Below are 20,914 nucleotides of genomic sequence, written 5' to 3'. Positions count from 1 at the left end.
ATACCATGGTGATATTCAACGAAGGTAATCCCGACTGCGTGAGAACTCTTCTGAGACCTGCGGAGAGGGTCATCAGGCAGGGGCGAGATATCCTCGTGGAGAGCTTTGATACGAGAAAGGAGCTCTGGGAGCGGGTTCTTGAATCGTATTCACGCTATCTGGAGGGGGAATGCGGCGATTTCCTGAACGATGTTGATACGGCCTTCCGGGCAAAATTTGAGGCCGCCCTGGCGGTTCTCGCGTGGAGCTTCTGGAGGAAGGGGGAGGAGTTCTCTCCTGCCAGCGAGCGCTTTTCGGAGCGCGAAATAGGACTGATAGATGAGATACTGAAGTACAACGTTTTCGAAATAACCACGAAGGAGGACATCCTCGGAAAGCTCTACCGCAGGGATGAAGAGGTTCTCCAGCTGCTCAAAACCTACTACCTCGGCATGGACAGATGGATAGAGGAGCAGCTCGAAGACCCGGAGATAAAGCTCCCCCTCAGGTACCACCTCAAGAGAACCTGGAGGAGATACCGCGAGAAGATTGATGCGGCAATAAACGAGGCGAGCAAATACGGCTGGTTCCGGACGCTCATGGAGGAGTGGGAGAGGGAAAAGGCCGGGGAAGTCGAAGCCGTGAGGGAGACCTACGAGACCCGGGTTAGAGAGCTGAAGAGGAGAATGGCCGAGATGGTCGAGTTCTTCGAGGGTGAGCGCAGGAAGCTTGAGGAGGAGCTCTCCACGTCAAACTTGGCCGAGATAGAGAGGCTCCGCAGGGAGAAGGAGGAGCTGATCAGAAAGTTTGAGCGTGAGAAGGAGGAGCTGACTAAAAGGTTGCTCGAACTCAAGGACGAGGAGCTGAGGGAAAAACTGGAGGAAGAGCTTGCAAAGGCCAGGGAAGAGGCCCTGCGCGAGGCGAAGCTTCTCGAAGAAAGGATACGGAGAAGGGAGCTTGAGCTCAAGCAGAAGGAGATGGAGCTCAGGAAGAGGGAAATCGAGGTCTCACAGAGGGACGAGGAACTTAGGAGGAAGATAGAGGAAGTGCTCGCCATCTCGGGCAAGGTGGAGAAGGGCAGCAGGCTCGTTGTGAGGGAGGAGGCGAGAATTCAGGAGCTCAACTTCATCGGCAGGGTGAAGAGCAAGTTCAGGGATAAGATAAGCCTCCTTGGAAAGCGGTACTCCGTTGAGGACGTTGAGGAAAAGAAGGGGGTCGATGTTTCAGGCTTCAGGGGAAAGCTCGACGAAACGGCCCTCTGGAACCTGCCTGAGAACAGATACCTGGAGATCCGCCTGAAGGAGAGGAAGCTCCTCGGAAGAAAGGAGAGGATCCTCATAAAGGCGATTTACCTTACCCGCGTGGAGAGGCTCGCAGAGTTAGGTATGGATACTGACCCGCTGACCCTGGCGGAGCTGAACGTACACCTTGTGGGGGCGAGAGAATCCCCTGGCGGGGGAAGAACCGTGCTCGTGGTAGCTTCACCCCTCGGCTTTGAGGAGCGCATCAGGAGGTACGTCTCATCCGAGGACTTCCACAGGAACTTCTACTCCGAGAACGTCTCGCTCATACTCCTCGACACCGAGACGGGAGAGGTGATCCACAACCCCAACGACCGCTACGCCGGGGCTCTAGCTCCACTGGTGAGCCTTGAACTGGACGAGGAGGTCTATGCCAAGGTGAGGGAGTGCGTCAGGGAGAAGCTTGAGGGCAGGGACTACCTCCCCCTCAGCGAGTGCCTCGAATGCGGGGACGAGGAGCAGGTGAGGAGGGCGTTCTATGAACTCGGCCGGGAAGGCCATGTGGTGAAATACATAGACGGGTTTGGACTCGTGCTGATAAGGAAGTGAGGTGATTGTGATGGGGATACTCGACAGGTTTAGGAAGAACCCGATTGAAAAGCTCTCCCTCAGGGAGCTTCAGGAGGAGGAGATACGCCTGAGGAACAGGCTTGAGAGGGCGAAGAAGGAAATCGAGCGCATCGAGAAGAAAAAGAAGCAGCTTTTTCAGGAGGGCATCGGGGCGGACGTCCTCAAGAAGAAGATGCTCGCCCAAGAAATTAAGAGCCTCGACATGGAGCAGAAGCTCAAGCTGAGGGACTTCACCACCGCCCAGAAGCAGTACACCTTCATCAAGAACCTGATAGTGGTCAAGAAGTACGAGAAGGAGTTGAGGAAGATAGGCCTCTGGGACAAGCTCTCCAAGGTCGAGCCGGAGCAGCTTGAAAGCGTGCTCGTCAGGGTGAGTCTCGACGGCAGGGAGTTCGATGAGATGGTTGAGGGCCTCAACAGGGTCTTCGAGATGGACGTGGCCGAGTTTGAGGCGACGGAAGACCAGACCGAGAGGGAGCTCATGGAAGCCTGGGCCAAGGTCGAGACAGGGGAGGCAGACGCTGAGGAGGTATCCTCCGAGATAGCCTCGCCTAAGATCGAGAAGGATACGGAGGAGGAGCTGTGATGGGCCTCCTTTCAAGGTTTTTTGGAAAGAAGAACCCGCTCGACATACCGATTGACAAGCTCAGGGAGAACCAGGTTAAGCTTGACATGCAGATAGGGAAGATCGAGAACGAGATAGCTGAGATAGACAGAGAAATAGCCCTCCTCTTCGAGAGGGCCAAGAATGCCAGAAGCAAAAGCGAGGAACTCACGATAGCTACGAAGATAAAAACCCTCAACCAGCGCAAGAAGAGCCTCCAGAACACCCACGCCCAGCTCAACAAACAGCTAATGCTCGTCAGCAACCTGCTGATAATCAAGGAGAACGAGGCCATCCTCAGGGGCACGCCCACGTGGGAACTCCTGAGAAAGATGTCCCCCGAGGAGCTGGAGAAGAACCTCGTGAGCATGAGGCTCGATGCCCAGAACCTCAACGAGAACCTGAACACGATGCTCGAGTACACCGACCAGGCTCTAGGTGCGGGCGTTGAGTTCGAGGAGGACGAAGAGCTCGCTGAGATAATGAAGACGATAGAGGCGGTGAAGGAGGGCGAGCTGGAGCCGGAGAAAGCTGCCGAGAAAGTGGCGGGGGAGAAGGAGGAGACAGAGGAAGTCGTTACGGAGTGACTTCCACTTTGTTGCTAACCTCCCTTCAATATTTGCCCTAAATGAAAGATAACCTCCTGCAGATTTTCAAAACGACACCAAAAAGGGTTAAATGTTTGCCAGAGATGGTGACCATGGGAGAACGGAGGGATTGACGTGCACATGGGCCATATGTTCGATGACGACATCCTGGAAGGGATAGTCAAGCTCTTCATAGTTATAGTGCTGATCTCCGTCATCTTCGGGAGGGCCGCGGGGTTTATAATTTTCATCGTGATAGCCATGTGGATTGGACACCTGATAAAGCACCTGCTCAAAGACGTTTCGAAGTCCAGTAAAAGGTACAAGTATCGCTATCCTAAACCCGTTCCACCGGCTCCGCCGGTTCCGAGAGAGGATATGAAGGAGCTTCTCCGTAAGTCAGTGATAGTCGAGCTTCCGCCGAAGGTTCACGCCGGCGAGGAGATACCCCTCAACGTCGGCTTCAGGAACCTGCTCAGGGGGACGATAAACGTTGAGATAAACCTCAGCGACCTCTCAAGGCACTTCGACCTCAGCTCCACGAGGATTTACTTCAAGAGTGTGAGGCCAGGTGAATACGTCTCCCAGAGCGTGAGGGCGGTCCCGAGGAGGTCCGGAAAGGTCAGCGCCAAGGTTGTCGCCCGCTCCGGAATTGTGAGTGCTAAAGTTAAGGTGAGCACTGAGATAATCGAGAGGCCAAAGGTGGAGCCCAAAACTCCCCTTCCAGTCCCCGTTCCGGCACAAGGAGGTTCGAAAAATTCAGCGGAAGGGCCTCGCACCCCGCTGGAGGAGCTCTTTGCGAGGTATAAGAACGTCGAGCTAATAGGTGAGGGCGGCTTTGCGAGGGTTTACAGGGCGGAGAGGGAAGACGGAAGCGTCGTGGCCCTCAAGATACCCATAAGCCTGACTGAAGCGGGGGGAAAGGCATTCCTCCGGGAAGTGCGGAACTGGTCCCTCCTCAGCCACCCCAACATAGTCGAGCTCTACGACTACAACATCTTCCCAGTTCCCTATTTGGAAATGGAGTACTGTGAGAGTTCGCTGGCCAAGCTCGAGAAGCCCCTAAATCCGGAGAGGGCCGCGAGAATCATCTTCGACGTTGCAGAGGGCATAAAGTACGCCCACTCCAAGGGTATCATCCACCGCGACCTCAAGCCCAGCAACATCCTCCTCAAGAACGGCAGGGCAAAGGTGAGCGACTGGGGGCTGAGCAAGCTCCTCAAGGAGAGCAGAACCACCCAGGCCGTGAGCTTCACGCCGCTCTACGCCGCTCCGGAACAGATAAGCTCCCGCTTCGGAGGCACCGACGAGAGGACCGACGTATGGCAGATTGGAGCGGTGCTCTACGAGCTTCTCACGGGAAGGCCACCCTTCGAGGGCGAGGACTTCGTCGAGGTGGCCTCAAAGATAACCCTTGAGGAACCCGTTCCTCCGAGCCAGCTTAACCCGGAAGCAAAGCCCCTTGAGCATGTAGTAATGAAGTGCCTCGCGAAGAAAAAGGAGGAGCGCTACGGGAGCGTTGAAGAACTCCAGAAGGACATAGCAGAGTTCCTCGGCACCAGCTACCGCGAAAAACTCGGCAGGAGCGTTTCGGTTAGGGACCTTTCGAGGAGTGCGTACTTTGCCGGAGAGCTGTTTCTCCTGTATCTAAAGCTCAACGACCTCGTGAACGCGCTCAAGTACGCCGATGACTTGGTTCACTACGCAAGGGGCGAGACAAGGAGGGAGCTTATGAAGCTGAGGGAGCAGCTGAAACTGCGCCTTGAGAACGGCCTGGAGGTTCCCGAGGAACTCATAGAGAAGGCCGAGATAATAGTCCACAGGGTAAAACTTGGCTTTAAGGAGGTGTGAAAATGCCTGTTGACCTCTCGGGGCCCCTCCTCACGGAGTTCGAGAGGGCCAAAAAGGAGTTCGAGAAGGCCGTTGCCGCTGGGAACATGGAGAGGGCTAAGAAGAGCGCCCTCCGCTGTGCCTCCATACTCAGACAGCTGGCCAAACACGTGCCCTACAACGGGGAGCTGTACCTGAAGAAGGCCAAGAAGTGGGAGGATGTAGCCGGTCAGATTGAGAGGGGGGAGTACGGCAGGAAAGCCATCGTCGGGGCCGAAGGAAAGAGCACTACCCAGGAGAAGGAAGAAGAGGACCAGTTCAGGGAGTACGTCCTGGGGCTTGTGTCGAAGTCCCGTGTAACCTGGGACGACATAGGGGGCCTTGATAACGTCAAGCTCCTCATGATGGAGACCGTGGTCATCTCGGCCCTTAGAAAGCCCGCCTCAATCCAGCCCTGGAAGGGCATCCTTCTCTTTGGGCCGCCAGGAACCGGGAAGACCCTCCTAGCTTCGGCCGCCGCTGGAAGCCTGGACGCGACGTTCTTCAACGTTAAGGCGTCAAGCGTCCTCAGCAAGTACTTTGGTGAGTCGAGTAAGATAATCTCCGCACTCTACGAGGTGGCGAGGGAGAAGGCACCCAGCATAGTGTTCCTCGACGAGATAGACGCCCTCACCACGAGGCGCTCAAACGACACAAGCGAGGCAACGAGGAGGATGCTCTCCACACTCCTCACCGAGCTTGAGGGGTTCCACGAAGGGGAGAGTGAGAGGCTAGTCCTCACGCTAGCGGCGACTAACACACCGTGGGACCTAGACGAGGCGGTACTCTCGCGCTTCCCCAAGAGGATCTACGTGCCCCTGCCCGATAAAGAGGCCGTCAAGGCGATAGTCCGGATACATACGAAGGGCCTGGACGTTTCGAGACTCGATTTAGACGCGATTGCCGAAGAGAGCGTCAGAAGGCTGTACTCGGGCAGGGACGTGAGAAATCTCTGCCAGGAGGCGGTGTGGAACATGATACGCGAGGAAAACAGGGATCTGCACAAGCTCGCCTCCCTCCCCCTGGAGGAACTGAGAAAGAGGTCATTAAGAACGCGTCCGCTTGAGATGAGGGACTTCGAGGAGGCGTTCAGGAAGATCAAGTCTCCGTTAACAAAGAGGGACATCGAGAGGTATGAGAAGTGGGCGGAGGAGTTCGGGGGATGAGCAGGGTCATCTCAACGGGTGTTGGGAATAGGGCGTGGGGCATCTCACACCCGGGGCCGAGGGAGAAAAACGAGGACGCGCTTCTGATACTGCCCCTTGGAAATGCGTACCTCCTTGCCGTCGCGGACGGCCTCGGGGGGCATGAGGGAGGAGAAATAGCCTCGAAGGCGGCGGTGGAGACGCTCCGGGAGACGTTTGAGAGGGAATACACCGAGGGGTTTGCACTGAGAGAAGTTGAAGAGCTCCTGAAAACGGCCTACAAGGACGCACACCGCCGGATAATGGAGATGTCCCCAGAGCCAGGAAAGACCGGCACGACGATGGTGGCTGCCTTCGTGAGGGAGGACACGGCAGTGATAGCGAACACCGGCGACAGCAGGGCCTACCTGATAAGGGATGGTAAGGTGATCTCAAGGACGAGGGACCACTCCATCGTGGGGGAACTGCTTGAAAGGGGCGTTATATGGGAGGAGGAGGTTCGCTCCCATCCGATGAGACACGTCGTGACGAAGGCCCTGGGAATAGAGCTGGCGGTTGATACGTACGTGTGGGAAATTGAAGAGACCGACGTCCTGCTCCTGAGCACGGACGGCCTTCACGATACCCTAGATGACGGGGAGATAGCGGAACTCGCCTCCCAGGGTGGCCCGAAGGAGGCTGCGGAGCGGCTCGTTGGGGAGGCTTTGAAAGTCGCCGAAGACAACATCACGGTAATCGTGTTCAAACGGGGGTAGTGTTAATGGTGAGGCTCTGGAAATCCAAGGAGGAGAAGGAGATAGAGCGGAAGATTCGGATGAGAAAGGCCAAGATGGCTCTGAAGCAGTACATAAACAACCTTGAGAACCTGAAGCGCAAGATTTTTCTCCAGGGAAAGGAAGCTGCCAAACTCGGGGACGAGGCCCTTCTCAAGAGAAGCGCTGTAAAGTATCTGACTCTGGAGCAGAGGATAAAGCAGGCAAAGAGGCTGCTTCTCCTCATGGAGGAGGCCGAGATACAGAGGGAGCTCGTTAAGGTCTCGGCCGAGTTCATAGGGTTCAGCAAGGACGTTGTCAAAAGCATAGCCGAAGGGCCGGGGGCGGAGGATGTTGCAAAGATGCAGGTGGAGTTTGAGAAGGCAATGGGGAAGGTCGAGAGCCTTGAGGAGGCCCTCAGCACGATGATAGACCTCACGAGCGAGAGCATACTCACCGGAGAGTTCGATGCCGAGACGGTAGAGATGGCGGAAGGTCTGATGACATCCTCGGCCGAGAAGGAGCTCGAACCTGGAAAGAGGCTGAAGGAAATCGAGGAGATGATGAAGGGGTAGCCTTTCTCTTTTTTATTATTTGGAAGAATTGGTGCATCAAATTTTCTCTTTTGTACAGGAAAAGGTTAAGTATTCTTGGCACAATAGTAAGTCACGAGGGTGATGTGTTATGAAAGAAGAAGACAGCGTGCACCGTGAGCACGCACACATGCACGATGATGGAGATGGTTCTGAGATGGAACATATGGAGCACGAGGGGCATGAGATGCAGATGGCCGGAAACCACGAACATGCCCACGGAAGCGGAGGAATGGAAGAACACGCCGGACATGGGGGCATGGAGCACGAACACAGGGGACATGGCGAGCACAAGCACTCCCACGCGGAGCACCACAGGATGATGATGGAGGACTTCAAGAGGAGGTTCATCGTTTCCTCGATACTCACGATTCCGATACTCCTTCTCTCGCCGCTGATACAGAACTTCTTCGGCTTCGAGCTGAGCTTTCCCGGGGATCACTACGTTCTCTTCGGCCTCTCGGCGGTGGTCTACTTCTACGGCGGCTGGCCTTTCCTCAAGGGGATGCAGGACGAGCTGAGGAAGAGGAACCCGGGAATGATGACGCTGATAGGGCTGGCAATCACGGTTGCCTTCTCTTACAGCGTCGCGGTGACCTTCGGAGTACCGGGCAAGACCTTCTACTGGGAGCTGGCAACGCTTATTGACATCATGCTAGTGGGGCACTACATCGAGATGCGCTCCGTCCTCGGTGCTTCGAGGGCGCTGGAGGAGCTCATAAAGCTCATGCCGACGGAAGCCCACCTCGTGACGCCGGAGGGAATAAAGGACGTCCCGGTCAGCGAGCTGAAGAAAGGTGACATTGTCCTCGTCAAGCCCGGAGAGAAGATACCCTCCGATGGCGTCATCGTCGAGGGTGAAACGAGCGTGAACGAGGCTATGCTCACCGGTGAGTCGAAGCCCGTCTACAAAAAGCCCGGTGATACCGTTATAGGCGGCTCGATAAACCTCGAAGGCGCAATAAAGGTCAGGATAGAGAAGACGGGGAAGGACACCTACCTCATGCAGGTCGTCGAACTGGTGAGACAGGCCCAGGAGACGCGCTCTAAAACCCAGGATTTGGCCAACAGGGCCGCATTCTACCTCACTCTGATAGCGATTACAGCCGGCAGTATAACGCTCGGGACGTGGCTCTACCTCGGAAAGCCCTTCGTCTTTGCCCTGGAAAGAATGGTGACGGTAATGGTCATAACGTGTCCCCATGCCTTAGGACTGGCCGTTCCGCTGGTCGTTTCGGTCTCTACTTCCATCTCCGCCGAGAAGGGGATCCTCATCAGGAACAGGGAGGCCTTTGAGAGGGCTAAGGACGTTGAAGTTGTTGTCTTCGACAAGACGGGGACGCTGACCGAGGGCAGGTTCGAGGTCACGGACGTTATTCCGCTGGACGAGCTTAGTGAGGAGGAAATCCTGAAGTACGCCGCGGCGCTTGAATCGCATTCAAGCCACCCGATAGCGCAGGGAGTAGTTGAAAAGGCCAGGGAGCTCGGCCTTAAGCCCTATGACGTGAAGGAGTCAAAGGTCCTTCCCGGCAAGGGCGTTCAGGGAGTTATCAACGGAAGGGAAGTCCTCGTTGTGAGCCCCGGTTTCCTGAAGGAGAACGGGCTCTGGAAAGAGGACGAGCGCGTGAACAGGGTTTTGGAGCAGGGAAAGACGGTGGTTTTCCTGGTGGTTGATGGAAAGCTCGCCGGAGCGATGGCCCTGGCGGACAGGATAAGGCCGGAGTCAAGGGAAGCCGTCAAGAGGCTCCACGAGATGGGGATAAAGGCCTACATGCTTACCGGCGACAACGCCAAGGTGGCGAAGTGGGTGGCTGAAGAACTAGGTCTGGACGGCTTCTTTGCGGAGGTTCTGCCCCACCAGAAGTCGGAGAAGGTCAAGGAGCTCCAGAGCCAGGGGTTGGTAACGGCAATGGTCGGCGACGGCATAAACGATGCTCCGGCTTTGATACAGGCCGATGTGGGCATAGCCATCGGAGCTGGAACCGACGTTGCAATAGAGAGCGCGGACATAATCCTCGTCAAGAACGACCCAAGGGATGTGATAACGGCGGTACACCTCGCGAGGAAGACCTACGGGAAGATGGTGCAGAATTTAGCGTGGGCGACTGGCTATAACTCCTTCGCAATCCCTCTCGCCGCTGGAGCCCTCTACTCCTACGGGATACTGCTCAGTCCGGCCCTCGGAGCACTGCTGATGAGCATGAGCACGGTGATAGTGGCTATCAACGCGAAGTTCCTGAAGGCTTGAAACTTTTATTTTTGGAATTTTTGTCCCTTACTCTTCCCATTCTGGTAAGGATAAGGGTTATACCGGTTCCTATTGAGTAGTAGTTGGAGGTACGAAAATGATGTTTGAAAGCACTGGCAGTAGCGGGTTTTTGGTTCACGCTGGAGAAGGAACGTGGGGGTGGCACGACATGATGGGATTCGGCTGGTTTGGATGGTTTGGCATGCTCTTCATGCTGATCTTCTGGGTCCTGATAATAGTCGGGATAGTGTGGCTCGTCAAGTGGCTCCTGAATCAGGGGTCAGGGGGTTCAAAGGTCTCGACATCGAAGGAGAGGGCCCTTGAGCTCCTCGACGAGGCGTACGCTCGCGGTGAGATAGACGACGAGGAGTACGAGAGGAGAAGGCGGAAGATACTTGAGGAGTGAATCTCCCTTTATCCATTCTTTTTTGGCCATATCTAAGACATAACAATAGGTACACCCCTTAGTTTGAACGAACGGGATTAACCCTTCCTTTTTAGAAGCCCTCTTCTTCAGGGGAGAATAGGCCACTACTCCCTGAACACATCCCCGGTAACTAAATCCACGCCTATTCTCCTCACTTTGAGCTTCCAGAGCTTCTCCGGTGCACCACCTCCCTGCTCCCTGTAACCGACCATTTCAATTATTCCGGCTTTCTGGAGCGCGGAAAGGTGGTAGTAAAGCGTTGACCGGGGCATGTGAAAGCCGTTTCTCTGGAGTTCGATGTAGATATCGTTCGTACCCTTAACGCCGTCCGCGAGAGCCCGTATAATACTCCTCCTGGGCTCCGATAGTAGGGACTTCAGCATCGCCGTAAATGCCCTCATGTTTGAAGGGTCGCATCGCATCCATCTTGGCATTCTATCACCGTAGCCACTTATCTCCCAACCTTTATAATTCTATCTGTTTACCTGTGCTTTAACAATAATATAACAGAAAACTTTATAAATACTTTTGTGATATTCTAAAACGAAGATACAGTGGAGGTGGTGTGAATGAGGTTTGGAATGCCGAGGTGGATGCACATGATGAGAAGGTTCGGAAGAATGTGGGGTATGGAGATGCCGGAGGAGGCTATGGATATGGGGCCCGAGATGGACATGATGCCTGGGGCCTACGGTGGCCCGATGGGCGGCTGCAGGATGGGCATGTTCCAGGGAATGGGCGGCATGGGGCCCATGTCAGGAATGGGCGCCAGCTTTGAGGAGATAAAGTCCAGGGCCAAAGAGGCACTCCAGAACGCCTCGAAGGGAACTCCGTGGCAGAACTTCTGGGGGCCGGTCAGGATACCGATAATCATCAACGGCCAGATAGCCGGCCAGCTCTGGGAGGACGTTGACCTGAATGAGGTTGAAATTGGAACCTACGTCCAGGGAATGTGGGGCACCAGGGTTCAGCTCCTCAAGGACGGCCGCGTGGTGGGCTTCCTCAGGCTCGCCTGACTTATTTTTTATTCTCCGGCAGGTTTTTGCAGGTTAGAGAACTCGAGAATTCGCACTTAAAGAGCCCCTTTAAAAAAATGGAACGTTGGGGGAGTGTCTCAGAAGAACACCGCCTTGTAGAGGCCGACCATCACACCGTTGACCTCACAGTGGAGCCCAAGGGGTCGGGCATCAATCTCACGGAACACCTTTGAGCCCATCTCTTGAATTTCCTCTAGGGAGAACCCGGTGTGGGTGTCCTTTAGGGCCTCCCTGAACTCCTCATGGCTGTGCTTGAGGACATCAACGATTATCGCCCTGCCCTCTTCCCCAAGGACGTCTTTGATGCTTCTCAGGACCTCCTCCGGGTTGAGGAAATGGTGAAATGCCAGTGTGGAGACCACGATGTCGAACTTCTCCGGCACTTCGAGTCCGTAGTACTCGTTGGCTATCCGTATCGAGTCCCCGATTCTCTCGGCGACGCCCCAGATTGGGGTTATGCCCTTATCTCTAAGCCTCTTCAGCATGCTTGGCGTTATGTCCAGCCCGTAAACCTCCACACTGATTCCGTTTTCCTCGAGCTTCCTCATGATCCCCTCGGTGAAAAAACCCGAGCCAGCGGCAACGTCGAGGAGCTTCACCCTTCCCTTTCCCAGCCGCAGGATTTCCCTCACTATCTCCTTCACGAGCCGCTCTATGCACTCGTCCCTGAGGTAGTCCCTGACGATGTCGTCCCTCTCGGGAGCCTCCGTCTCAAAGTATTCTATCTGCTCTATCAGCTCTCTGAGTGAACTTTCCTCAAAGCCCAGCCTCCGAAGGAAGAGCCGCACCTCATCAATATCGGGTATCATGCTCTCACCGCCTGGAATCCCCTCTCAAGGTCTTCGATGAGGTCTTCAACGTCCTCTATCCCCACCGAGACCCTGATGAGCGAGTCTTTTATTCCCACCTTCTCCCTCTCTTCCCGGGGGACAGAGGCGTGCGTCATGATCGCCGGCAGCTCTATGAGCGACTCGACACCTCCGAGGCTCTCCGCCAGAGCGAATATCTCAAGGCTCTCCACGAACCTCACCGCCTCCTCAAGGCCGCCTTTGAGCTCAAAGGAGAGCATTCCGCCGAAGCCGCGCATCTGTCTCTTCGCGAGCTCGTGCTGCGGGTGTGAGGGCAATCCAGGATAGTAGACCCTCTCAACCAGCGGGTGCCCTTCGAGGTACTCCGCTATTGCCATGGCGTTCTTCTCGTGCCTCTCCATCCTGATGGCGAGGGTTTTGATGCCCCTCATGACCAGCCAGGAGTCAAAGGGCGAAAGAACAGCTCCAACCGCGTTCTGGTGGAACCTGAGCTTTTCATAGAGCTCACCATCGTTTACCATAACCGCCCCACCGACGACATCCGAGTGCCCGCCGAGGTACTTGGTGACGCTGTGGAGGGTTATATCCGCTCCGAGGTCAAGGGGGTTCTGGAAGTAGGGGCTCGCGAAGGTGTTGTCCACTACCAGTATGATGTCCCCCTCGTGGGCGATCTCGGCTATCGCCTTTATGTCTGCAAGCTTCAGGAGCGGGTTCGTGGGGGTTTCGAGCCAGATCATCCGCGTATTTTCTCTTATTGCCTTTCTAACGTTCTCTGGATTTCTTGCATCGACGTAGGTGAACTCAAGTCCAAAGCGCTCCATCACCTGGTTGAAGAGCCTTTTAGTGCCGCCGTAGAGGTCATCGAACGCTATAACGTGGTCCCCTCTCTTTAACAGCGCCAGGAGCACCGTTGACTCGGCTGCAAGTCCGGAAGAGAAGGCGAGTCCGTACTTTGCGTTCTCAAGCGCCGCTAACTTTCTCTCAAGACCGTCCCTCGTTGGATTGCCGCTCCTCGAGTAGACGTAGTCCTCTTCAACCTCCTTTATGCTCTTCTTTGCAAAGGTTGTTGAGAGGTGGATCGGTGATACCACATCGCCGTATTGCATTCTCTCCGGCTCTTCGCCGACGTGGATTGCCCTGGTTGAGAACCTCATCTCAGCACCTCCAGAACCTTTTCATCGTCAATCTCGAAGCCGTTCTCCAGCATCCATTCATCGTTGAAGATCTTCGTCAGGTAGTTTCTTCCCGTATCCGGGAATATCACGACGGCCTTCTTGCCCTCAACACCATTTTCTTTGAGGTACTTTATAGTTCCATAGAGAGCTGCTCCCGAAGAGCCTCCCGCGAGGATTCCCTCCTTCCTCGCGAGGAATCGAGTCATCGCAAAGGCCTCCTGGTCGTTGACGACCACCATGCCATCGACGAGGCTCAGGTCAACGGTCTCCGGAAGGATGTCTTCGCCTATTCCCTCGACGAGGTAGGGGTGGGCCTTCTTGAGGGCTTCTTCAAGGCTCATTCCACCCTTAACAAGGCTGTATATGGAGCCTACCGGGTCAACGCCTATTATCCTTACATCTTTCTTCCTCTCCTTTAGATAGCGCCCGATCCCGGTTATCGTCCCGCCGGTGCCTATTCCTGCGAAAAGGTAATTCATCTCCCCTCCGGTCTGTTCCCATATCTCCCTCGCTGTGGTTTCGTAGTGTGCCAGGGGGTTGTATTTGTTGAAGTACTGGTTGGGGATGTAGGCGTAGGGGGTTTCCTCAACTTCCTCCTCAAGGATCGCCCTGAGCTCGTCGAGCCTTTCCTCATCAACGAGCCGCTGGACGTACTTGACTATCTCCCCGAGCTCCTCCCTGCTGATGGACCTCCCCTTCTTCCAGATGAGGTTCCTCACGGCCTCGGCCACCCTGTAGTATGAGTTCGGATCACTTGGGGCAACGGCCGTTGGAGTTCTTATGACGAACGCTCCTAGTGCCTTAAGGAGGAGCTCCTTCTCGGTGCTCATCTTGTCCGGCATCGTGAAGACCGTCATGTAGCCCTCATCCGCTGCCACCAGTGCGAGGCCTACACCGGTGTTTCCTGAGGTCGGCTCCACTATAACGCCGCCCTCGACGATTTTACCCTCCCTCTTCGCTCCCTCGATCATGTACTTACCTATCCTGTCCTTTATGCTACCCCCTGGGTTGAAGAACTCCACCTTGGCATACAGTTCGTTTCTAAGGTTGAAGTACCTCTCCATCTTCCTGAGTCTCACCAGGGGAGTGTTGCCTATCGTCTGCACAATGTCATTATGAATACCCATTTTTGTATAATCTTCTATCATTTTGCCCATCACCTGCCCATTCTTGAATAAAGATGCATATATATCTTTCGATTACGGCAAGGCTTCTTTTTTGGAGAACAGGACTTACAAACGCCAGTTTAACAATAGGTTTATAATAAATGGTTATGGACATAAATGGGGCTGGGAGCTGTCCCCTTATATGCCCGCGTATCTATCCCTTAAAAACCAGCAACTTTTCAGCCTGTCCTCTGTCCTTCAGGTATATCTTTCCGTCTTCCATATAGAGTATCCTGTCCGCGAAGCCGAGTATCCTCGGGTCGTGGGTGGCTATCATCACGCACTTGCCCCCGTTCTTTGCCTTCTCGTGGATGAGTTTTATGACCTCCTTTCCGTTTTTGGAGTCCAGGTTTGCCGTGGGCTCGTCGGCTATTATGATGTCCGGGTCGGTTATCAGGGCCCTCGCTATTGCAACGCGCTGTTGCTCACCCCCGGAAAGCTCGGAGGGCCTGCTGTCAAGTCTGTCCTCCATGCCCAGCTCCACCAGGAGGCGCTCGGCCCCCTCCCTTGCCTCCACCTTTTTTACGCCCTTGATCAGCAGGGGCACCATGACGTTCTCCACAGCGGTCAGTGCCTCAAGCAGGTTGGAGTGCTGGAAGATGAAGCCCATCCTCTCCCGCCTGAGCCTTGCAAGTGCATCCCGTGTTAGCCCCGTTAGTTCTATGGTCCTTTTGGGGTTTTCTGGCGGGTACAGCTCTATGCTCCCGGAGGTCGGCCTTAGGAGCCCGCTGAGCATGGTGAGGAGCGTCGTCTTCCCCGAACCGGACGGCCCCATGAGGAGTACCACCTCGCCCCTCTTGAGGATAAGGGACACGTTATCAACGGCCCTCACGGCGGTTCTGCCCGAGCCGTACACCTTTGTAATGTTCTTTGCCCTCAGGATGGCCTCAGGCATTGAATACCACCACCGGGTCGACTCTGTTGAGCCTCCTTATCGGGACCAGCGGCGCGGTCAGCCCCATGAGCAGGACTGCCGCGAACGTTACGCCCACTGTCGTGGGGTTCATCTCAACGAAGAACTCCGGGGCGAACCTTGGCACAAGGGCCGTGGCGAGCAGGGAGAGGCTGATGCCGGCTATAAAGCCCAGCATGGTTATGATGGCCGCTTGTTCAAATACTATCCTCCTCAGGAAGCTGTTCTGGGCCCCAATTGCCTTCAGTATTGCGTACTCTCTCATCTTCTCCATCGTCATGGTGTAGAGTGTAAGGCCTATGACCGCCGCCCCGATTATGAAGCCTATGAACACCAGCGGGAAGAGTATCGAGTTGAAGCTCTCGTTTATCACATCTTTATGGTTCTGGATGAACCGCTCCTTCGTCAGTATCTCGACCGCTACACTCCTCTCTGCCAGCCTTTCGGTGATGTCACTGATCACCCCGTCGGCCGGCCTCTCGCCGGAGAGCTGGACGAGGTAGTAGTTCACGTACTGCGTGGTGCCGAATATCTCCGCCGCGTCCTCGGTTGTCACGAAGATGTAGGGATAGACCACCGCGAACGTCCCCTTTGAAACGCCGACTATCTCCAGCTCCTTGTTCCCAATCTTAAGCGTCTGGCCGAGTTTAAGGCCGTTCCTCGTAAAAAACACCTGATCAACCACGGCCTCGCCCCTCTGCGGTTTCCCCGTGCCCCTGACAATGTCCCAGGGACCCCCGACCCCGCTGGCGGGATCAAAGCCGACTATGTAGACGGTCTTCCTGGCGCCGGTGTTTGGGACCTCTATCTGAACGGCCCTCCCTATGAGCTCGTGGACGCCTTTGACGCCGTCCACACTTTTTATTTCGTCACTTAGGCCCCGTGGGAGGAGGGAATACGTGTGCCAGAGGTCGTGGATCCCCTCCTGCCCGACCCACAGATCGGCATCGGTATGTACAATGTAGTTTGTTCCAAGCGTTGTCATGCCGTAGTAGACTCCAAGGAGTATGATAACCAGCGTGACCGAGAGGGCCACACCGGCCACGCTCATCGCCAGCCTGCCCCTGTCATGGAACAGGTTTTTCTTCGCTATCATATTCACCACCCGGTTTCCTCGCAATTATCAGCCTCACAATGTCAAAAAACAGGTTCTCCACCTTCTCTATTTGGAACCCGGCCCTCTCGATGTTCTTCTGGGTCTCCCTGAGCATTGAGGTCCCCAGGAGCGCCCGTGTGAAAGGCTCCATCATGTAGAGGGAAATGTTTAACAGTCCTGAGCCGCTCTTCATGTGTTCGAGGAATATCGCCTTCCCTCCAGGTTTTAGAACCCTGTATACCTCCTTCAGGCCCTTAACAGGATCGGGTACTGTGCAGAAGACGAATGTACTCACGGCGGTGTCAAAGGTGTTGTCCTCAAACTCGAGGCTCTGAGCGTCCATGTGTAAAAGCATAACGTTTTCCAAGCCGAGTCTTTCTACCTTCCTCTCAGCCTTCTCCAGCATTCCCCTACTGAAGTCTATACCTACAACCTCCACCCCCCGGGGGTAGTACGGCAGGTTCTTTCCGGTTCCCACCCCCACCTCGAGGACTTTGCCTTCTGCTAGGCGGAGGGCCTTTCTTCTGTACTTTGAGAAAGCCCTCCTTTCAGCGAGTCCCTCAAAAGAGTCGTATATCCAAGAAAACCTATCGTATTTTTTGGCAGTTTTTGACATTTTCATCACTGTTCCTTCGTGCAAATTACTGATGGCATTTATCCTTTCACTCCAGAAAAATATCCATTTACGCGTTCTCACTTTGTAAATAATAAGCCTATTAGCCTTTATTCCCCAACATATCAATGGAAGCAGTATAAGAGGTGATGCGAAGTGGAATGGAAGTCCCTGTTTATAGGGCTCATAGTCGGAGTACTCGTTGCTGTCCCCCTTGGGATGGCCCACAGTGGCGGGTTTGACGTAGGAGAAAAGACCGGTTCGCGCTGGGGCTTTGGCCCAATGGGCGGCCATGGAATGGGCATGGGAATGATGGGCTACGGCATGCGCGGCATGATGGACGACGAGATGTACGAGCAGATGCAGGATTACATGGCGAGCGGCAACTTCACCGAGATCCACGAGGAGATGGAGCCCTACATGAACCAGTACATGGGCAACAACTGGGCAGAAATGCACGAGGCCTGCGAGAAGGCAATGGGCATCGAGGACGAGAGTTGATGGAGTATTTTTCCTCCCCTTACTTTTGATTTCAAGTCATCGTGAATAGTGTTGCTGTTTTTTGAACATCACTTTCAATATTCATGACCATAATGGACTGGGTTTATGAGTTTGGAAAGCGTTTTCACGTTTTTATGTTCATTTAGAAGGGGGTAAGGTTAAATGGGAGAAAACTGATTCAACTATGGTCTCTGTTCATAACTATCCCTTGAGGTGGAGGCGATGGATGCGGTGCTAACAGTGGCAGCCGGAGAAATACCATTAGGAGCTCAGAATATTGCTGAGTTCACCGGTGTCACGCTCTCTGTGGTGGCCCTCGGTGTTCTAAACGCCCTCCGCCCCTCAATCTTTCTAATGATAATTTTCCTCCTCTCGATGATAGCCCTGACAGATGAGAGAAGGGTTCTCAGGGTAGGCTTTGCCTTCACACTCGGCGCGTTTTTAGGTTATTCTGTTATTGCTGTCGCCCTCATGAATCTGCACTCTAAAATACCTTTCCTGAGGTACTTTGTGGTGGCCTTTGGGGTCACCGTTGGCATTTACAAAATACTTTCCGCTTTGGGATACGTGGCACTCTCCATTTCCAGTCCCCTGAGGGAGAAGAGCAACCGAATTCTGGAAAAAGCAACGTCCCCTCCTGCAGCATTCGTAATAGGAAGCGTCATGGCGTTCCTCTCACTATCCTGTGTCCTCCCCTCGTACCTGCTGGTCAGCTCCCTCCTTTCTGGAGGGTTCTCTGCAAGCACAACCACCGCACTTCTCATAGTCTTCGTGGGAATCTCCGTACTGCCCTTTGCCCTTGTGACCCTGGGGTTCCACTACGGGGCGAAATATGCCAAACTGGGGAGTGCCGTTGACAGGCTCTCTTCAATGAGCGGAAGAGGAAACCTGGTTATGGGTGTGGTGCTCGTGCTCGTGAGTATCCTTTATGCTCTTTTGTTTATACTCTGACATTATTCCTTTTAGCGAGTCTCGTCCTTCAGGCGGGGAGAAGGTCAGTGCTTGATACCCCAACAGTTTAATAAACGTGAAGGGTGCACATGAATTAGGTGACCCAAATGAAAGCTGAAAGGGCCAAGGAGGTTCTTGTTAATCTCCTCAAAATACCCTCGCCTTCGGGCCATGAGGACAGGGTAGCGCTCCACATCATGGAATTCCTCCACAAACTCGACTACGACGTTCACATCGAGAGCGACGGCGAGATAATTGACCTTGTCGTTAATCCGGACGCGGAGCTCTTCTTCGAGGTGCACATTGACACAATCCCCGTCAGGACGGAGCCCTTCGTGAGGGGCAACATAGTCTACGGAACCGGCGCGAGCGACATAAAGGGCGGAGCGGCAGCAATACTCCTCATGATGGAGAACATCAAGAAGCTCAATCAGGAGCTGAACGTTGGTGTTGTCTTCGTCAGCGACGAGGAGCACGGCGGGAAGGGAAGCGCCCTCTTCATGGAGCGCTACAAGCCCAAGATGGCCGTAGTTCTCGAACCGACGGATCTGGAAGTCCACATCGCCCACGCCGGCAACATAGAGGCCTACTTTGAGGTGGACGGCAAGGAAGCGCATGGAGCGTGCCCCGAGAGCGGCATCAACGCAATAGAGGAGACCTACAAGATGGTAACCGAACTGAAGAACCTGGAACCCTTTAAGAGGAGTGGAAAGTACTTCGACCCCCACATAGGCATCCAGGAGCTCATATGCGAGAATCCCGTCTACCTCATCCCCGCCCTCTGCAGGGGAAGGCTTGAGGCGAGGCTCCTTCCGGACCAGGAGGTGGAGGACATACTCGACCTCCTCGACCCCATACTGGATGAGTACACGCTCAGCTACGAGTACACGGAGATATGGGATGGCTACGAGCTTGAGGAGGACGAGGAGATAGTCCAGCTGGCGAAGAGGGCGATGGAGATAACGGACATAGACGAGTTCGGCGGAATGAGGAGCTGGACGGATGCGATAAACTTCATGTACAACGGAACCAGAACCATAGTCTTTGGGCCCGGGAACCTCGACATATCACACACGAAAAACGAGCACATTGACGTGAGGGACATAGTAACGGCGAGCGAGTTTCTCATGGCATTGAACGAACTCTACGGCAAAAGTTAGAAGAAAAATAGGGCTCACGGCCTCTGTCCATGCCTTCGGCCCCTCTGGATCCGTTCTTTTATCTTCTCCCTCATTTTCTCCCTGATCTCGAGCTTCTTCTCATGGATGAGACCCCTGAGCATGTCCTCCGCTTCCTTGGCCAGTGAGTAGGCCTCGCCGTACCTGCCCCCATCGTAAGCGGCTTTGGCCTGCTGGAGGGTCTCGTTGGCAGCTGTTACGTTGAAGCCCATCTCACCGAAGCGCTCCACCATGCGCTCGACCTTGGCTATCTCGACCTTCGCCCTGACCTCAAGGTTGTTCCTGAACTTCTCGCTGAACTTCTCGGTGCTCATCCTTATCACAGCCTCGGCGTGCACCTTGGCGGCCATTGCCTGGCCGTAGGCTTTTCCATAGTTGCTCTCGTTGTAGGCCTCAAGGGCCCTGTCAAGCTCCTTCTTGGCGAGCTCAAGGAGCTTTGGCGCGGCTGGGATGGTCGCGTTCTCCACCATGCTCTCTGCAAGGGCAGTCTTGTTCTGGGCGATTTCAATGGCCTCCCACGCAACCTCCGCCGTTATGTTCTCCTCGACCTCCGTAACGTTCTCGGCCCTCTCCCTGACGCGCTCCCTTATGCGCTCCGTAATGTTGCCCGAAATCGGGGTTTTTATTATCACAACGCCCGAGACCTTTATTATTCCGAGGAGGTCCGTCTGGTTCTCATGACCGTTATCCACGTATATCGGAAAGACGTTGCTCCTGTTCTCTATGTCCTTTATCGCTCCAAGGTCGCGGCCGTGGGCGATGACGATTTTGACGTTCTTCATGAGCTCGGGGTAGTTCTTAACGAGGTACTCAAGGGCCTGCGCGTTGGTTCCGTAGCGGTCTTTGCCCCAGACCCTCGCGTAGCTTATGTTGAGGCTCACGAGGTCGTCCTCGTAGAGCTTTGGAACCGCCGCAGGGCCGCCTATGATGAGCACCTTATCCGGAGCGTAGCTCGCTATCTCCGACGTCACGTTGGGGTCGTAGACGCCCCAGGGGGTCACAACAATCGAGACGTTAAGGCTCTCCGCTATCTTCTCCGCCAGCGCTGAGTCCGCCTCGTTGTCGCTGACGAGGATTACCATGCTGAGGTCAACGGTGTTATTCTCCTCGGCACTTATTAGGGGCACAATCCCGGCCAAGAGCAGCACTCCAAAGAGGCTAGCCAGGACTTTCTTCCACATCATACCACATCACCTCGCTATTATGTAGTGAAAAAGTCCTATTTAAGCTTTTTTCACGAAATCGTTTGCGTAAATTACTGATTGTTCACAGAGAAGGCAGCATCTTCCGTTTTTGCCGGAAGAACGTTAAAAAATGTTTTTAACCGTTTATCTTCGTTAAATCAGGCATTTCATGGGAGCTTTTAGGGGTTCCGGGCGTTAAACAACGGTTACGGACGG

Annotated in this window: 21 protein-coding genes; 13 read left to right on the top strand and 8 right to left on the bottom strand. The window is 54.6% G+C overall.

The genetic code is table 11. The annotated features are described in order from the left end of the window. The first annotated feature begins 5 nt into the window (after positions 1 to 5). The 9 genes from PFER_RS11085 to PFER_RS11045 all read left to right on the top strand — a co-directional run bounded on the left by PFER_RS11085 (position 6) and on the right by PFER_RS11045 (position 10,054). Positions 6 to 1,829, top strand: coding sequence for a hypothetical protein (locus tag PFER_RS11085; RefSeq protein WP_048152315.1), 1,824 nt, complete (start codon positions 6 to 8; stop codon positions 1,827 to 1,829). A gap of 10 nt (positions 1,830 to 1,839) precedes the next feature. Then, the gene (locus PFER_RS11080; RefSeq protein ID WP_048152313.1) at positions 1,840 to 2,436 is read left to right on the top strand and encodes a hypothetical protein; all 597 of its coding nucleotides are present in this window, start codon (positions 1,840 to 1,842) and stop codon (positions 2,434 to 2,436) included. Next, entirely contained in the window at positions 2,436 to 3,041 is a 606-nt protein-coding gene (locus PFER_RS11075) for a hypothetical protein (RefSeq protein WP_048152310.1), read from the top strand. Before PFER_RS11080 ends, PFER_RS11075 begins: the two co-directional genes overlap by 1 nt. A gap of 141 nt (positions 3,042 to 3,182) precedes the next feature. Continuing rightward, entirely contained in the window at positions 3,183 to 4,892 is a 1,710-nt protein-coding gene (locus PFER_RS11070; RefSeq protein WP_245612565.1) for a serine/threonine-protein kinase, read from the top strand. A gap of 2 nt (positions 4,893 to 4,894) precedes the next feature. Further along, the gene (locus PFER_RS11065; protein WP_048152306.1) at positions 4,895 to 6,076 is read left to right on the top strand and encodes an ATP-binding protein; all 1,182 of its coding nucleotides are present in this window, start codon (positions 4,895 to 4,897) and stop codon (positions 6,074 to 6,076) included. After that, positions 6,073 to 6,810, top strand: coding sequence for a PP2C family protein-serine/threonine phosphatase (locus PFER_RS11060; RefSeq protein WP_048152303.1), 738 nt, complete (start codon positions 6,073 to 6,075; stop codon positions 6,808 to 6,810). Before PFER_RS11065 ends, PFER_RS11060 begins: the two co-directional genes overlap by 4 nt. A 5-nt stretch (positions 6,811 to 6,815) precedes the next feature. Next, positions 6,816 to 7,382, top strand: a complete 567-nt coding sequence (locus tag PFER_RS11055; RefSeq protein ID WP_048152300.1) for a hypothetical protein — start codon at positions 6,816 to 6,818, stop codon at positions 7,380 to 7,382. Between the two features lie 109 nt (positions 7,383 to 7,491). After that, positions 7,492 to 9,648: a heavy metal translocating P-type ATPase gene (locus tag PFER_RS11050; protein ID WP_211255085.1), complete on the top strand. Its 2,157-nt coding sequence runs from the start codon at positions 7,492 to 7,494 to the stop codon at positions 9,646 to 9,648. A gap of 97 nt (positions 9,649 to 9,745) precedes the next feature. Further along, complete coding sequence (locus PFER_RS11045) at positions 9,746 to 10,054, top strand: SHOCT domain-containing protein (RefSeq protein ID WP_052696239.1); 309 nt, start codon at positions 9,746 to 9,748, stop codon at positions 10,052 to 10,054. A gap of 125 nt (positions 10,055 to 10,179) precedes the next feature. Here PFER_RS11045 and PFER_RS11040 read toward each other — a convergent pair whose 3' ends face one another. After that, positions 10,180 to 10,509, bottom strand: a complete 330-nt coding sequence (locus tag PFER_RS11040) for a winged helix-turn-helix domain-containing protein (protein WP_048152294.1) — start codon at positions 10,507 to 10,509, stop codon at positions 10,180 to 10,182. 135 nt (positions 10,510 to 10,644) lie between these two features. Between PFER_RS11040 and PFER_RS11035 the strand changes: the two genes are divergently transcribed. Then, positions 10,645 to 11,091 carry a hypothetical protein gene (locus PFER_RS11035; protein WP_052696238.1) on the top strand — a complete coding sequence of 149 codons (447 nt, stop codon included), beginning with the start codon at positions 10,645 to 10,647 and terminating at the stop codon, positions 11,089 to 11,091. 98 nt (positions 11,092 to 11,189) lie between these two features. Here the strand turns inward: PFER_RS11035 and PFER_RS11030 are convergent, their stop codons facing one another. The 6 genes from PFER_RS11030 to PFER_RS11005 all read right to left on the bottom strand — a co-directional run bounded on the left by PFER_RS11030 (position 11,190) and on the right by PFER_RS11005 (position 16,887). Next, positions 11,190 to 11,921 (bottom strand): class I SAM-dependent methyltransferase, encoded by a 732-nt coding sequence (locus PFER_RS11030; protein ID WP_048152291.1) that lies wholly within the window; start codon positions 11,919 to 11,921, stop codon positions 11,190 to 11,192. After that, positions 11,918 to 13,075: a cystathionine gamma-synthase gene (locus tag PFER_RS11025; RefSeq protein WP_048152288.1), complete on the bottom strand. Its 1,158-nt coding sequence runs from the start codon at positions 13,073 to 13,075 to the stop codon at positions 11,918 to 11,920. The genes PFER_RS11030 and PFER_RS11025 overlap by 4 nt, the downstream gene beginning before the upstream one ends. Further along, positions 13,072 to 14,253: a PLP-dependent cysteine synthase family protein gene (locus PFER_RS11020; RefSeq protein WP_245612555.1), complete on the bottom strand. Its 1,182-nt coding sequence runs from the start codon at positions 14,251 to 14,253 to the stop codon at positions 13,072 to 13,074. Before PFER_RS11020 ends, PFER_RS11025 begins: the two co-directional genes overlap by 4 nt. A gap of 163 nt (positions 14,254 to 14,416) precedes the next feature. Next, on the bottom strand, positions 14,417 to 15,157 hold the full coding sequence (locus PFER_RS11015) for an ABC transporter ATP-binding protein (RefSeq protein ID WP_048152283.1): 741 nt from the start codon (positions 15,155 to 15,157) through the stop codon (positions 14,417 to 14,419). After that, entirely contained in the window at positions 15,150 to 16,271 is a 1,122-nt protein-coding gene (locus tag PFER_RS11010; protein WP_048152280.1) for an ABC transporter permease, read from the bottom strand. The genes PFER_RS11015 and PFER_RS11010 overlap by 8 nt, the downstream gene beginning before the upstream one ends. After that, positions 16,243 to 16,887 carry a class I SAM-dependent methyltransferase gene (locus PFER_RS11005; protein WP_048152276.1) on the bottom strand — a complete coding sequence of 215 codons (645 nt, stop codon included), beginning with the start codon at positions 16,885 to 16,887 and terminating at the stop codon, positions 16,243 to 16,245. The genes PFER_RS11010 and PFER_RS11005 overlap by 29 nt, the downstream gene beginning before the upstream one ends. A gap of 153 nt (positions 16,888 to 17,040) precedes the next feature. Between PFER_RS11005 and PFER_RS11000 the strand changes: the two genes are divergently transcribed. The 3 genes from PFER_RS11000 (at position 17,041) to PFER_RS10990 (ending at position 19,496) form a co-directional block, all read left to right on the top strand. Next, positions 17,041 to 17,385 carry a hypothetical protein gene (locus PFER_RS11000; RefSeq protein ID WP_048152272.1) on the top strand — a complete coding sequence of 115 codons (345 nt, stop codon included), beginning with the start codon at positions 17,041 to 17,043 and terminating at the stop codon, positions 17,383 to 17,385. Positions 17,386 to 17,607: 222 nt separating this feature from the next. Continuing rightward, positions 17,608 to 18,336, top strand: a complete 729-nt coding sequence (locus tag PFER_RS12240; protein WP_048152269.1) for a cytochrome c biogenesis protein — start codon at positions 17,608 to 17,610, stop codon at positions 18,334 to 18,336. A gap of 107 nt (positions 18,337 to 18,443) precedes the next feature. Next, entirely contained in the window at positions 18,444 to 19,496 is a 1,053-nt protein-coding gene (locus PFER_RS10990; protein ID WP_048152267.1) for a M20/M25/M40 family metallo-hydrolase, read from the top strand. 14 nt (positions 19,497 to 19,510) lie between these two features. On the opposite strand, the gene PFER_RS10985 is transcribed toward PFER_RS10990, so the two are convergent. After that, entirely contained in the window at positions 19,511 to 20,698 is a 1,188-nt protein-coding gene (locus PFER_RS10985; protein ID WP_048152265.1) for a cell wall-binding repeat-containing protein, read from the bottom strand. Positions 20,699 to 20,914 lie beyond the last annotated feature (216 nt).

It is taken from the genome of Palaeococcus ferrophilus DSM 13482 (assembly GCF_000966265.1).
GTDB classification, from domain to species: Archaea; Methanobacteriota_B; Thermococci; order Thermococcales; family Thermococcaceae; genus Palaeococcus; species Palaeococcus ferrophilus.
The sequence above is the reverse complement of the archived record's forward strand: the minus strand, read 5'-3'. Positions and strand labels throughout refer to the sequence as shown.